General features: G+C 68.4%; 11 protein-coding genes. 6 read left to right on the forward strand and 5 right to left on the reverse strand.

What is annotated here, in order from left to right; genetic code table 11:
- Positions 1–16: 16 nt before the first annotated feature.
- Complete coding sequence (locus tag ACFYW7_RS27105; protein WP_389506846.1) at positions 17–556, forward strand: gluconokinase; 540 nt, start codon at positions 17–19, stop codon at positions 554–556.
- A gap of 132 nt (positions 557–688) precedes the next feature.
- Here ACFYW7_RS27105 and ACFYW7_RS27110 read toward each other — a convergent pair whose 3' ends face one another.
- From ACFYW7_RS27110 to ACFYW7_RS27120, 3 genes are all read right to left on the reverse strand, one after another.
- The gene (locus ACFYW7_RS27110; protein ID WP_389506848.1) at positions 689–1,651 is read right to left on the reverse strand and encodes a 2-hydroxyacid dehydrogenase; all 963 of its coding nucleotides are present in this window, start codon (positions 1,649–1,651) and stop codon (positions 689–691) included.
- A 124-nt stretch (positions 1,652–1,775) separates the two neighbouring features.
- Entirely contained in the window at positions 1,776–3,086 is a 1,311-nt protein-coding gene (locus ACFYW7_RS27115; protein ID WP_389506850.1) for a DUF2254 domain-containing protein, read from the reverse strand.
- Positions 3,083–4,840, reverse strand: coding sequence for a cation:proton antiporter (locus ACFYW7_RS27120; protein WP_389506852.1), 1,758 nt, complete (start codon positions 4,838–4,840; stop codon positions 3,083–3,085). The genes ACFYW7_RS27115 and ACFYW7_RS27120 overlap by 4 nt, the downstream gene beginning before the upstream one ends.
- A gap of 451 nt (positions 4,841–5,291) precedes the next feature.
- On the opposite strand from ACFYW7_RS27120, the gene ACFYW7_RS27125 reads away from it, so the two are divergent.
- Both ACFYW7_RS27125 and cydB read left to right on the forward strand, forming a co-directional pair.
- Positions 5,292–6,749 carry a cytochrome ubiquinol oxidase subunit I gene (locus tag ACFYW7_RS27125; RefSeq protein WP_389506854.1) on the forward strand — a complete coding sequence of 486 codons (1,458 nt, stop codon included), beginning with the start codon at positions 5,292–5,294 and terminating at the stop codon, positions 6,747–6,749.
- 26 nt (positions 6,750–6,775) lie between these two features.
- Positions 6,776–7,816, forward strand: a complete 1,041-nt coding sequence (gene cydB / locus ACFYW7_RS27130) for a cytochrome d ubiquinol oxidase subunit II (protein ID WP_389506856.1) — start codon at positions 6,776–6,778, stop codon at positions 7,814–7,816.
- Positions 7,817–8,096: 280 nt separating this feature from the next.
- Here cydB and ACFYW7_RS27135 read toward each other — a convergent pair whose 3' ends face one another.
- Both ACFYW7_RS27135 and ACFYW7_RS27140 read right to left on the reverse strand, forming a co-directional pair.
- A complete protein-coding gene (locus ACFYW7_RS27135; protein ID WP_389506858.1) occupies positions 8,097–8,351 on the reverse strand; it encodes an integrase core domain-containing protein in 255 nt (84 codons plus the stop codon).
- 9 nt (positions 8,352–8,360) lie between these two features.
- Entirely contained in the window at positions 8,361–8,936 is a 576-nt protein-coding gene (locus ACFYW7_RS27140; protein WP_389506860.1) for an IS3 family transposase, read from the reverse strand.
- A 41-nt stretch (positions 8,937–8,977) separates the two neighbouring features.
- On the opposite strand from ACFYW7_RS27140, the gene ACFYW7_RS27145 reads away from it, so the two are divergent.
- The 3 genes from ACFYW7_RS27145 (at position 8,978) to ACFYW7_RS27155 (ending at position 14,043) form a co-directional block, all read left to right on the forward strand.
- Positions 8,978–9,352 carry a DUF6308 family protein gene (locus tag ACFYW7_RS27145; protein WP_389506862.1) on the forward strand — a complete coding sequence of 125 codons (375 nt, stop codon included), beginning with the start codon at positions 8,978–8,980 and terminating at the stop codon, positions 9,350–9,352.
- Between the two features lie 679 nt (positions 9,353–10,031).
- The gene (locus tag ACFYW7_RS27150; protein ID WP_389506864.1) at positions 10,032–13,121 is read left to right on the forward strand and encodes a glycosyl hydrolase; all 3,090 of its coding nucleotides are present in this window, start codon (positions 10,032–10,034) and stop codon (positions 13,119–13,121) included.
- 352 nt (positions 13,122–13,473) lie between these two features.
- The gene (locus tag ACFYW7_RS27155; protein ID WP_389506866.1) at positions 13,474–14,043 is read left to right on the forward strand and encodes a hypothetical protein; all 570 of its coding nucleotides are present in this window, start codon (positions 13,474–13,476) and stop codon (positions 14,041–14,043) included.
- Positions 14,044–14,049 lie beyond the last annotated feature (6 nt).

The raw sequence follows: 14,049 nt of genomic DNA on the forward strand, positions 1-14,049 counted from the left end.
GACTGAGAGGAGGAGCGTGACCGGATCCGCAGTGGCACCGACGATCATCGTGGTGACGGGCGTTTCCGGTTCGGGCAAGACGACCCTGGGCCGACTGCTCGCCCGCCGCCGCGGTGTGCCGTTCGTGGAGGGTGATGATCTCCATCCGTCGTCGAACATCGCGAAGATGTCGGCCGGCGAGGCCTTGACCGACGAAGTCCGCGCGCCTTGGCTCCAGTTCGTCGCCGCCCGCATTCGAGCCGCGACGGAAAGCGGGGAGGGCGTCGTGATCTCGTGCTCGGCGCTCGGACACCGATACCGGCAGCTCCTTGGCACAGCCGGCGCCGAGGTGTGGTTCCTCCATCTCGCCCTGGACCCCGAGGCCGCGCGGGTCCGGATCGCACAGCGCACCGGACACTTCATGCCACCCTCCCTCCTCGACTCCCAGTTCGCCGACCTGGAACCGTTGCGAGCGGAAGAGCCCGGGCCGGTCATCGACGCCTCGTCCGGCGCCGAGGAGATCGTGGAGGCGGCAGAGGTCGCCCTGGCGGACTTCGAGGCCCACAAGCCGCACTGACCTGCCCCTTGCCCGAATGCCGGAGAACGAGTCGCCCGGGGCAACGTCCCGCACGCCGGCCCCGAGCGGTGGGACGTCAGCGGGCACGGCCGGGACGGCCCTCCTCCGATGCCCTGGGAGTCGGCCGGCACCTCACCGCGATCCTTTCGTCACGATGTTCGCCAGGGGCTCTCCAGCCCGGTGGCACAGCAGTTGAGTGCGGATCAGGCGCATGGCCCGGGGCAGGAAGGCCGAACTGTTGCCTCCGACGTGCGGGCTGATCAAGGTGTTCGGCGCGCGCCAGAGGGGATGTCCAGTGGGGAGGGGCTCCGGATGGGTCACATCCAGTGCGGCGAGGAGTCGGCCCGCGGTGAGTTCGCGGAGCAAGGCCTCGGTGTCCACCACCGCACCCCGGGAGACGTTCACCAGAAGTGCGCCGTCCCGCATCAGCGAGAGGAAGCCGGCGTCGACGAGGCCACGTGTCTCGTCCGTCAGCGGAAGGGTCAGGACCACGACGTCCGCGCGAGGCAGCAGTTCGGCCAGTTGGGAGAGCGCGTGAACCGCACCACGGGGGACGGTTCGAGCAGTGCGCGCGACGCGCAGGATGTCGCACTCGAAGGGGATCAGACGTTCCTCGAGAGCGGCGGCGATCGAGCCGTGCCCCACGAGCAGCACGGTGCGGTCGGCCAGAGCGGGCCGAAATCCAGGCTGCCACGTTTCAGCGGTCTGGGCCCGCACAAAATCGGGGATCCCACGGAGTGAGGCCAGAATCAACGACACGGCCAGTTCGGCCGTGCTGGCATCGTGCACTCCCCGGGCATTGCACAGCACGACACCAGGTGGAACGTGGCGCGCCAAATCGTCGACACCGGCGGACAGGGACTGGACAACGCGAAGGAACGGCATTCGACCGAACAGTGCTACCGCCGCGTCGGTCGAGCCGTAAGGGACGACGAAAAACTCGACCCCCGTCAGGCTTTCCGGACTCGGAGGATCACCGGAACCGTCCCAGACCATGACGTGCAGGTCCTCCGGCAGGCCACCGATCCGGCTGAGCGGGTAGGGCAGCAGAAACCGGACTGTGTCCGAACCGGCGGTGGAGTCACCAGCAACCATGCGGAGAAGCCTAGGCAAGACAGGCGCTCGCGCATGTCTCCACGCCGCTGCGGGTCGGTGATTCCGCCATGCCGGCGGCCCCTCGACGGTCGTCGAGTATGGCGAGGAAGGCCCTGCAGATGTCCTACGGGCCGGGCTCGCCGGGCGGTGAGATGCCGCGGGGCGCACCTCGTCCGTGCCGTCCCCCGATGCCCTGGGGGTCGGCCGTCCGTGCGTCGGCACGGCGAGGGGCGTCGCCGAACTCTCTTTCGACCGCATCGTCGAGGAGCCCGAGTTCGGCACGGAGAGCGGGCCCGCACTTGTCCGGCAGGGTTGCCAGGAGACTTTCGAGGAGGGCCCGGAGCCGTCGACAGACCTGGACGGAGCTCGCGCCGTAATCGCGGATCTCGGTGACGGCGAGCTTCAGGTAGTTCTCCCAGGGCCGGCCGGGCAGCACCAGGCGGGGCCTGCCCCGGTCGTCGGCGAGCACGTAGTGACCGCGGGTTCCGGCACGTCCGACGGCGTGCAGGAACGCCTCGATGTGGTTCAGTACCTGGACGGCTGTGGTGGGGTCGTTGACCGCGGGGGAGAGGGCGCGGATGGCGATGTCGACCAGGATGCGCAGGGCGAAGGCCGGGTCCTGCTCGATGGTCCGCTCCGGGCCGAGGGCGAGGAGGCCGGTCACCAGTCGCGGGTCGGGCGCACCGCCGTGGATCTCGACGACGGTGCCACTGGGCGGGACGAAGTCGCCGACCGACGCGGCCAGTACGAACACGCAGTCGTGCCGGGCCGCGAGCGAGACCATTCCGGGTGCGTCGAACGCCTGGATGACACCGCCGCGTTCCGACCGGATGCGGGCCACCGGGCCTCCCGCCGGTGGCACCCCGTCGGACACCGCGGTGCTCCGTACATGTGCCGCCATGCGGTCGAGGACCTGTTCGCCGAGGCGTCCCACGATGTCGGCGATGGCCACGGGCCGCAGATTGTGGGTGAAGCGGTTCAGGTAGATCAGCAGGAGCAGGAGGCTCACCGAGACGGCGACCCCGGCCAGGGTCACACCGAGGTTGGGTACTGAGTTCGTCTCGATGCTCCGCAGCAGTGTGTACGCGAACGAGAAGGTGCCGGTGAAGGTGGCCAGTACGGCCTTCTGCAACCGGTCGCGGTACCAGAGCCTCATGTAGCGCGGCGAGAGGGTGCCAGTGGCCTGCTGGATGACGAGGACCCCGATGGTGACGACGAACCCGAGCAGCGCGATCATCGCACCGACCACGGAGCTGAGGACGCTGCTCGCCGTCGACGCGGAGTAGTCCCAGGTCTTCGGCAGCCAGGAGGCTCCTTCCGCGGCGGACGCCGCTTCGGCCAGGGCGACACCGAGCAGGAGCCCGAACAGGGGGACGATCCACAGACTCGCCTTGGCGTACTGCTGTAGTCGGAAGCGTGCGGCCCACGAGGTCATACGGAGCTCATCAGTACGGAGGTGTCGCCGGGTTGAGGTGTGATCGTCTGCGCGCCGGTGACCGGGGCCAGCTGGCCATTGGCCCGGACCACGAACAAGATGTCGTAGTCCGAAGGGATCGGCTGGGATCCGGGCTGGACGTGGAAGCGGGCGCCCTGCTCGTAGCGGGCCGCCAGGCGGTGCCGGACCAGCGCGCGGCCGAAGAGGATGTCGCCGCCGGTGTAGGGGGCGACCACACCGTGGCTGTCCCGCGGCGGCCCCACCCGGTAGACGGGCCCATGCACGTTGTCCTTGATGACGACGGAGGCGAGGGCGTTGAAATCGTCGTCGTCGGTGAGCAGGAACACCGCCGTCACCCCTTCCAGACGGGCTCGGGGATTGGTCGCGGTCGCCAGCATCTCCCCGTGCGCGAGTTCGATTCCTGCCGCGGCGATCCGCTCGCGTTCCTCGTCCAGTCCGGCCCACATCAGTACGTGGAGTCCGGCGGCCTCCAGAGCCTTCCCCAGGCCGATGACCCATGGGGCTCCGCCCACCAGAAGCGGCCGTGTCCGCGCCAATCGGACGACGCCGAGCTTCCGGGCCACGGGCGCGGCGGTCAGGGCGTAGAGCAGGACCGTCCCCACGATCACGAGGAAGGTGATCGGAAGGATCTTGGATGCGCCGGGCAGTCCCTTCGCCACGAGGGTGGCGGAGAAGGCGGAGGCTGTCGATGCCGCGACGATGCCCCGCGGTGCCATCCACCCGATGAAGCCCCATTCGCCCACCGTCAGGCCGGAACCCCAGGCGGACGCGAACGCGATGAGCGGCCGGACCACGAGGACGAGCACGGCGATCAGGATCAAGGAGGGAACCAGTACGGGCACCACGGACGCGGGCGTGACCGCGGAGGAGATGGAGATGAACAGCAGGCCGATGATCATCTGGACGAGTGTCTCGAGGAAGGGCCGGCGAGCCGGCATGTCCATCCCCCGCAGGTTGGTGATGGCGAGTCCGGTGAAGATGGCGGCGATGAGGCCGGTGTCGTCGCGGACGATGTCGCAGCCCGCGGAGACGAGGATCACCGTCGCCAGCTGGGCGAGGGTGCCGAGCGTTTCACCGAGCCGCAGTTTGTTCAGGGTCAGCCAGAGGATGGCGGTGCCCACAGCACCACCCACGAGACCGACTCCCACGCTGAGCAGGAACTGTCCGATCTGGTAGCCCCGGCCGATGTCGACCCGGTGGGAGGTCGCGACGGCATGGAAGACGACCGCTCCGAGGATGGCGCCGATCGGGTCGGTCAGCGTTCCTTCCCAGATCAGGATGCGCCGCAGCCTGTCCGTCGGCCGGACGTACTCGAGCAGCGGGCCGACGACGGTGGGACCGGACACGACGAGGATCATGCCGATCATCGCCGCCCCCCGCAGCGGGATGCCGAACAGGGCCGGCCCGATACCCCCGACGGCGAAGAAGGTGACCAGGATGCCGATGATCAGCAGCCGGACGACGGTCGAGCGGGTACGGCCGGTCAGGTTGCGCAGGTTCAGCCCGAGACCCGCGTCGTAGAGGATCACGGCGACGGACAGCGAGACCAGCGCGGGAAAGTCCGGGCCGACAAGCCGCCCGGGGTGGATGACGTCGGTCAGCGCTCCCGCCGTGAAACCGACGGGCAGGAGGATGATCAGCGCGGGGACGCGCAGCTTGTTCGCCAGGATCTGGGAGCCCGTGGCGAGGGCGACGGTCAGCGCGATGCCCAGGAGGATGTCCTCGTCGGTCACAGCGGTCGTCCTCCTTCCGCCGCTCGGTGCCGCGGGATTTCAAGCGCGTCCACAAGTCCTGCGCCCCGCCTGGAAGGGATCTTGGAATCCGCTCGCGCCCGGCTCGATGCCGACGAGCGTTGCCTTCAGGGCGTCCGCCGAGCAGGCCCGTGCCCAGACCGACCGTGGGCATGAGGTGGTTACGTCGAGGTCCAATCCACTACACCTGCGTACGGCACGCACCACCACGAAGCCGTCCGGGTGACCCGGGGCGTACGCGCCGTTGCCGGGCAAGCACATGGACGGCCAGGACGACGGCGCCGCCGCCGACCACGACGGTGACGGCGCGAATCACCCGAACGAATGGCCGCGGTCTTTCACGAGCACGGTTTGCCGACTGCCAGGGAACCAGTGTGCTTGTCTGGGCGGCCGCATCAGCTGCGTCGCAGTGCGATCCGATGGATGAGGACAGATGAGCCAGCTGGACTTGGCGCGGCTGCAGTTCGCGATGACGTCGATCTACCACTTCCTGTTCGTCCCGGTGACCATCGGACTGAGCCTGCTGACCGCCCTGCTCCAGACCGCCTGGCACCGAGGCGGACAGGCCGCGTACCTGCGGCTGACACGGTTCTTCGGGACCCTGCTGGTGATCAACGTCGCCGTCGGCGTGGTGACCGGCCTGGTCCAGGAGTTCCAGTTCGGCATGGACTGGTCGGGCTACTCCCGCACGGTCGGCGACGTGTTCGGGGCACCCCTGGCGATGGAAGGCCTCGCCGCGTTCTTCCTGGAGTCGACGTTCCTCGGCCTGTGGATCTTCGGCTGGGACAAACTGTCCAAGCGCGTCCACCTGGCGACCATCTGGGCAGTGGCGGCCGGCAGCGCGCTGTCGGCGCTGTTCATCATGGCCGCGAACTCGTGGATGCAGCACCCGGTCGGCTACAAGATCGACCCGTCCACCGGCCGCCCGCAACTCGACGACGTCTGGGCCCTGTTCACCAACCCCGTCTTCCTCCGCGGCTACCTGCACGTCCTGCTGGCCGCGCTGGTCACCGGCTCGATGGTCATGCTCTCCGTGTCCGCCTGGCACCTGCGCAAGGCCCTGCGCGACGACAAGGGCCACACCGAGGACAAGGCCGCCCAGGCACAGGACCCGAGCGCCCCGGACGCCGCGAAGGAGGCGGCCTCGGGATTCCGGCTGTCAGCACGCCTGTCGCTGTTCATCCTCGTGCCGGCCCTGATGCTCAACATGCTCGTCGGCAGCGAACTCGGCGTGACCGAAGGCAAGTACCAGCCGATGAAGATCGCGGCAGCCGAGGCGCAGTGGGAGACCTGCCAGCCCTGCTCCTTCTCCCTCTTCCAGATCGGCGGCGGCAACAACGACCAGACCCCCACGCAGATCCTGGAGATCCCGCACCTGCTCTCCCTGCTGGCCACCAACCACTGGAACGGCAAGGTCCTCGGCCTCAACGAGGTCAACAGCCAGTACCAGCAGGCCTACGGTCCGGGCGACTACGTACCCAATGTCTTCATCCAGTACTGGGCGATGCGCGTCATGGCCTACCTCGCCTCGCTCGCCCTCCTCCTCGGAGTGTGGGGCCTGTGGCTGCTGCGGCGCGAACGGCTCACCCGCTCACGCTGGTTCCTGACCGCGGCGGTGTGGGCCGTGGTGCTGCCGTTCCTCATCAACACCTCCGGCTGGCTCCTCACCGAGAACGGACGCCAGCCCTGGATCGTCCAAGGCATCCAGCTCACGAAGAACGGCGTCTCCCCCTCCGTCAGTACCGCCGAAGTCGCCATCAGCATCGTGGCATTCTTCCTCCTCTACGCCGCGATGGCCGTGATCGCCGCCGTGCTGATGACACGCCACACGCGCAAGGGCACCGGCCCCCTGCACCAGGACGACCAGCCCGCACCCGAGATGACCTACTGAGGTCCCGAGCCGCCGGAAGGCCCGCGATGGCATTCACCACCCTCTGGTTCATCCTCGTCACCGTGCTGTGGACGGGCTTCTTCGTTCTGGAGGGCTTCGACCTCGGGGTCGGCATGCTCCACGGACTGCTCTCCCGCGACGAATCGCATCGCCAGGCCACGCTGCGCACCATCGGACCGGTATGGGACGGCAACGAGGTCTGGCTGGTCACCGCCGGCGCCGCGATGTTCGCCGCCTTCCCGGGCTGGTACGCCACCCTGTTCTCCGGCTTCTACCTCGCTCTCGTGCTCCTTCTGGCCGGACTCATCGTCCGCGGCATCGCCATCGAGTACCGCGGCCGCGTCGACAGCACGCGATGGCGACGGAACTGGACGGCCTTGCTGACCGCGAGCAGCGTGACCGTGCCCCTGGTGCTCGGCATCGCCCTCGGTGACCTGCTGCACGGCGTGCCCATCGGTCAGGACCAGGAGTACGCGGGCACCTTCGCCGACCTGTTCACCGGCTACGGCGTCTTCACCGGGATCACCCTCACCGTGCTCTGCCTCCTGCACGGTGCGACCTTCGTCTCCCTGAAGACCAGCGGGGACATCCGCGAGCGGGGCCGCCGACTGGCCCGGCTCACCGTCCTGCCCGCCAGCCTGGTGGTCCTCGCCTTCGTCTTCTGGACACGCTCGCTCGCGGGCGGCGGCATCCTCCTCAACCTCGCCGAGCTGGCCACCGTCCTGGCCGTCGCCGCCGCGGCCTGGCTGATCAGCAGCGGCCACGACGGCTGGGCGTTCGGTGCCACCACGTTCACCATCGCCGGAACCGTGGTGTCGCTCTTCACCGAGCTCTACCCGAGGGTCATGGTCTCCAGCACGAACAGCGCCTTCGACCTGACCGTCCACAACACCGCGTCCGGCCCCTACGCGCTCAAGGTCTTGACCGTGGTCGTCCTCGTCCTGCTCCCCGTCGTCCTCTGCTACCAGGGCTGGACCTACCACGTCTTCCGGCAGAGGATCTCCTCCGACCACTTCCGCGCTCCCGGCCAGGCCGCTGTGCCGTCGACCGCCCGGCCTGACCGGTGAGACCACTGAACTTGATCGAGTGATGTCGGGCCCGCCGCAGGGTGGCAGGGGTCGGCTCGCGCCTTCCCGTGCGGCCGGAGCACGAGGACGATGCTCGCGTGATCCGAGACTTCCCGCCGTTGCCGTTGCCCCAGTACGCCGTGGTCCGTATCGGCTGCTCACCAGGGGTGCCTGCCGAGATCGCCGCCGATCTGCGGGAAGTCGGCGTCCCGGCAGGGCTGATCGGTTATGAGTACCAACCGCTGACTGAACTTTCCCCGTGGTGCTGGACACTCGTTGCTTACGCTGCGAGGGCGTGTTCTTGCTCGTGTCGCTGTCGGATCTCCAGCGGGGTGAGGTAGCCCCAGGCCGGGTGCTTCCTTAGTCGTCTGAGGTTGTAGAAGGTCTCGATGAAGGCGAAGATCTCCGCGCGGGCGGTGGTCCGGTCGGGCCAGTGACGGGTGCCGATCTCCTCTTTGAGCAGTGCGAAGAAGCTCTCGGCGGCGGCGTTGTCATAGCAGGAGCCGGTTCGGCCCATGCTCTGCTGCAGTCCCAACCGTCCTGTTTACCGGCGGAGTTCGTCGAAGGTGTACTCCGATCCGCGATCGGAGTGCGCGATGCAGCCGGGCTGGAGCCGACCGCGCCCCGCTGCCATCGTCAGTGCGTCGACCACCAGGGAGGCCCGGTGGTGGTCGGCCATCGAGCAGCCGACGATCTCGCGGGTGGCCAGGTCCAGCCAGGTCGCCAGGTCCAGCCAGCCCTCACCGGTGGGGATGTAGGTGATGTCACCGGCCAGTTTTCGGCCCGGTGCGTCGGCCGTGAAGTCGCGGCCGGTCAGGTCCGTGGCGGGCACCGCCCTCTTCGCCGGACGGGTCAGCGGCCGGCGCTTGCGCCGGGTGACCCCGCAGATGCCGCGCTCATGCATGATCCGTTCCACCCGCTCGCGGTTGACCCGCCGGTCCAGCCTGCGCAACTCGGCGTGGATCCGCGGCACCCCGTAGGTGCACCGGGAAGCGAGGTGCGACACGGTGATCTCGTGGGCCACCTCGGTGACGGTCCTGCCGGAGGACCGGACCAGCGCGACCGCGTCGCGCTGGAACTCCTCCGTATACCGCCTGCTGCGGTTGCTCTTGCTTCCCACCTGGCACTACTTCCCCTGGAACCTCACGTCCCAGTCTCCAGGTGTCCAACATCAAGGGGAAGCTTCACCTTCACCAACATGACATCGACATGGTCGAGGCCGAGGCTGCCGACCTGGCCGAAGGGGCGCCGGCCCACACCGCCTGGCGCGTTCTCTGCGACCAGCCCGGAATCGGGTGGGTGACGGCGGGCAAGCTCCTTGCCCGGAAGCGGCCGAGGTTGCTGCCTGTCTACGACCAGGTCGTTCGCTGCGTTCTCGGCCGGCCGAAGTCGTTCTGGCTCGACCTGCATGACGCATTGCGTGCCGACAACCATGCGCTGCACCGCGACCTGACCGCCCTACGGCAGTCCGCCGATCTCCCCGCAACCGTCAGCACGTTGCGAGTCTGCGCCGGTGGCAGTGTTCAGCATCGGTGAGAATTCCTGACGCTCGCGAGACGCTTGGTCCCGGTGTTCGGGTCCCTCTTCTCTTCGGTCCTTGAGGACTTCGTCCGCCTCGCGCTCCCTGACGCCCTGACGAGAGGTGGGCGGAGCACAGGGCTGTCGCCGAAGGCTCGAAGGCATTCCGCTCGCGATCGACCGGACCCAGGGCGGTGACTGGGTGTGAGGGCAGTCGGGCGGAACGACGGACCACCTCGACGACAGGTTCCACCTGTCGTCCCTGCGCGGACAGGTATGTCCTCCCGCTCTCGACAACCCCTTCGCGACGCTGCCGACCGGAGTCGCGAGCTGCCCCGAAGGGGATCGGCCGGCCCTGAACCGGTTGTTCGTGTCCTCCTGCCGCTTCGGTCTTCAGGCGGCGGAGCGGTCGGCGGGGTGGAGGGCTTCACCTGAGTGGACGTTCTGAATCCGCTGGTCGGACCGGTGGGCAAGTCGACCGTGGCAGTTGGCGGTTCGCCTTGCCGTACCCCGTGCAGCCTGCTGAGGAGGCGGCCCGCGTACGCCTTGCCGGATGAGACGTCGCGCATGGTGATGTCCTGGCCCCCCGCGCGTGAATGCTCGGGTATCCGTGTCGGCCTGCCGCGAAGGATTGACCGTCAACCGTCGGAGCCCTACGTTGACGCCGTTCTTGAGAGCGCTCTCAGAAAGGTCGATCATGAGATTCCGAAGACGCCTCACCTTACTGTCGGTAGCCGCCGTGGCCGCCTCGGGCCTGTCCGTGACCGCCGGTGCCGATGTCGCCTCCGCCGCCACCATCGGTGTGGGCAAGGGGAGTTACAGCGACGTTCGTCCGGCGGGGAGACAAGGGCCCTCCGACAACGGCGGTCAGCCGGTCAAGCCGAAGGTCACGCCGGCCATGGCGGACAAGCCGGTGCCGACCAACGACTGGTGGTCCTCGCTGGTCTTTCAGCGATTCTCCAGCAACCCGTGGTCCGAGAACATGTACGGCCACCCCCTCACCTACAAGGCGGTGTCCGGCGGTCTCGAGGTCGGCTACCCGACCGCCCACCAGATCGTGGGCGGCGGCCGCCAGTACGAGTTTCCGCACCAAGCCGACCTGACCCTCGGCCTCGCGGGTCTCAACTCACCCGACGCCAAGGCGGACGGGTGGAGCGACTGGACCGTCACCCCCTGCTGGAAGGACGGCGCGCGCACGCTGCGGGCGACCATCGGCCACGGCTCGCCGTACGTGTATGCCGAGGGCACCGGTGGCGCGGCGCAGATCACCGCGGCGGCCCCGCCGACCGTCTTCTCCGACCGGGGCAACGTGCTCGGCGTCACCATCTCCGGCCACGACTACGCGCTGTTCGCCCCGAGCGGCAGCGACTGGACCGTCTCCGGCAACGGCATCCGGGCCGACCTCGGCTCCAAGGACTACTTCTCCCTCGCGGTCCTGCCCAGCAAGGAGGCGCTCGCCGACTACACGAAGTACGCGTTCAGTTTCGTCACCGGCTCCACGACCAAGTGGGACTACCAGGAAGGCGAAGGCAAGACCAAGGCGACCTACTCGCTGACCACCGAGGCGAGGGAAGGCGACGAGACCGGGACCCTCCAGGCGCTCTACCGCCACCAGTGGCTGCACACCACCGACGAGTTGACCGACTACACCTACGTCTCGTCGCGCGGTGAGATGAAGGTCCGAGAGGGCACCTCCTTCACGACGGTCCAGGACGTCAACGGCGTCCTGCCGGGGCTGCCCAGCGCCGCCGGCGTCGACAAGGCGAAGCTCAAGACATACATCAACGACGTGCTGACCCAGGGCGACCCGCTGAGCGGTGCCGTCGACACCTACTGGACCGGCAAGGCCCTGGGCAAGCTCGCCCAGCTCGTACCGATAGCCGACCAGATCGGCGACACCGCCGACCGCGACAAGCTCCTCGACCTGATCAAGGGACGGATGGAGGAGTGGTTCACCGTCGGCGGCCCCTCCGAGTTCTCCTACGACAAGGACTGGCGCACCCTCATCGGCTACCCGGCGTCGTACGGCAGCGACCTGGAGCTGAACGACCATCACTTCCACTACTCGTACTACGTGATGGCCGCGGCCGTAGTGGCGCAATACGATCCCCAGTGGGCCGCCGACTCCGAATGGGGCGGCATGGTCAAGGAACTCGTCAAGGACGCCGCCAACCCGGCCAGGGACGACACCAGATACCCGTTCCTGCGCGGCTTCGACGTCTACGCCGGCCACAGCTGGGCCGCCGGCCACGAGTCCTTCGCCGCGGGCAACAACCAGGAGTCGTCCTCGGAGTCGATCAACCTCAGCGCGGGGCTGATCATGTGGGGCTCGGCCACCGGTGACAAGGCGCTGCGCGACCAGGGCGTCTACATGATGACGACCGAGTCGGAGTCGATCGCGCAGTACTGGTTCGACGCCGACCGAAAGGTCTTCCCCGAGGACTTCACCCACGATGCCGTCGGCATGGTCTGGAGCAGCGGCGGCGCCTACTCCACCTGGTGGACCGCCAACCCCGAAGAGATCCACGGCATCAACTTCCTCCCTGTGACAGGTGGTTCGCTGCACCTGGCCCGCGAGAAGGGCATGCTCCGCCGCAGCATCGCCGAGATGGAGACGGAGAACGGCGGCCCGGCCGTCGAGTGGCGGGACATCCTCTGGGAGGCCCAGGCCCTGGCCGACCCGGACAGGGCCATGGCGTTCTGGAACCAGTGGAACGGCGGCTACGTCCCCGAGGAAGGCGAGACCAAGGCCCACACCTACCACTGGATCGCCACGATGAACTCCATCGGTGCTCCGGACATGACCGTCACGGCCAACATGCCATCGGCCGTGGTCTTCGAGAAGAACGACACCAAGACGTACGTCGCGCACAACTACGGCGCCGAGGCGTGCTCGGTGAAGTTCTCCGACAGCGGCGTCCTCAACGTTCCGGCAAGGTCCACCGCGTCCGGAGCGGGCGACGACACGCAGCTCGAAAATCTCTGCGGAACGGGCGGAGGCCCCCCGCCGCCGGACGACAGGAAGCCCACCGCACCCGGCACCCCGGTCCCGAGCGATGTCACCGACAGCTCGGTCACCCTGACGTGGACTGCCGCCGAGGACGACAAGGGCGTCAAGAACTACGACGTCTTCAGGGGCAGCACGAAGGTCGCCACGGTCACCGAGCTCGCCTGGACCGACACCGGGCTGACCCCCGGCACCGCGTATACGTACAGCGTCAAGGCCCGCGACACCGCCAACCAGGTCGGCTCGGCCAGCGGCACCGTGACCGTCACCACCACCGGTGACACTCCACCGCCGTACGTCACGGGTGACACCTTCTACCCGCAGTCCGGCGGCCTCCTCAGCACCACGGCGGACACGACGCCGTCCTCCGACACGATCCGGTCCGCCGGCGGCACGAACAACGACGGCACGCCGAGGAATCCGCTCGTCTACGAGGTGAAGAAGGTGAAGGGCACGGTGAAGGCGGGCGCCACCACGGCCTTCGACTTCAAGGTCGACGCGGGCACCGTCGTCGGGAACGCCCAGCAGGCCCGGGTGTCGTACGACCTGACCGGTGACGGGACGTTCGACCGTGTCGAGACGTTCCGCTACTTCGCCACGGATCCGATCTCCGGATGGGAGGCCTACTCATCGGCCCGGCAGGGCCTGCACTCCGCATCGGGCACGTTGGGCGACCTGAACGGCGGAACGATCCGCGTCGAGGTCTGGAGCGTACTGGGCAACACCCCGTCCACCCTCCAGGTGGGTTCGGGCTCCGTCCTCACCATTCCGTTCACCTGACCAGGGGCCTGTGGAGCGAGGTGACGGCGGGCACGCCACCCGAAGCGGCGTGAGCGTCCGGATGACCACGAATCCCGGGCGCACAGCGCGCGGGCGGCCCGGCGCTGGGGGCTCCGCGCCTCAGCCACCGGGCCGCTGCGGGACGAGCCGCACCATAGTTCGACCCCCGTGTGGACGCCGACAGGTTGTCGAGGCCGGTGTCGCGGAAGCGGCGGACGGTCTTGCGGTCCAGGTACAGTCGCCGCGCGACCTCGGAGACGGAGTGTTCCCCCTCCGGCCGCACGAGCCGACGTTCGCCCTGATGGACGTGCCTCGGTGCCGTGTGCGTGAAATGTGGTGCAAACTGCTTGGCATGCCCGAGGACGAGGCGCAGTACACCCCTCCGGACTCACTGCTACAGGTGATCGACAACCTCGCGCGGTTCCATCGAGAACATGAGAAGTACTACTCACAGGCCCCCCTGCGGCAGGCCGCCGAGCTCCAGGCGCGGTCCCGGGCGCTGAAGTCACTGGCCGATCGGTGGAGCGACGTCGAAGCCGGTGAGCAGACGTCGGCGATCGCGTTCGCCGGCACGGAGGACCTGAACGCTCCAGGGCTTGTGGCGGAGTCGGGCATCCTCTTCATGGAAGGGGAGGACGAGCCCGCAGAACTCCGGAGGCTGAAGAGGGAAGTCGGCATGATTGCCGAAGACACCGAGCAGGGCGGTGCCTGGCTGGCCCAGGCGATGGAGCAGGCGTGGGGGATCGCGGGAAGCCTGGCTGCCTACCCGGCGCTTGCCGACCTGTTGGGGAGCGGCACCGGATCATCGCCAATGACTGGCAGTCGGCGGGTCTGCAGACTCTGGTCGCGCGTCTGCTGCGCCGCGCTCTCGACCTGCTGGCCAGGGTCGACTTCTCTCCGGCGGCGCTCCGGGCCGACCTGAGAGGCG

Source organism: Streptomyces sp. NPDC002580 (genome assembly GCF_042889485.1).
Lineage (GTDB): Bacteria > Actinomycetota > Actinomycetes > Streptomycetales > Streptomycetaceae > Streptomyces.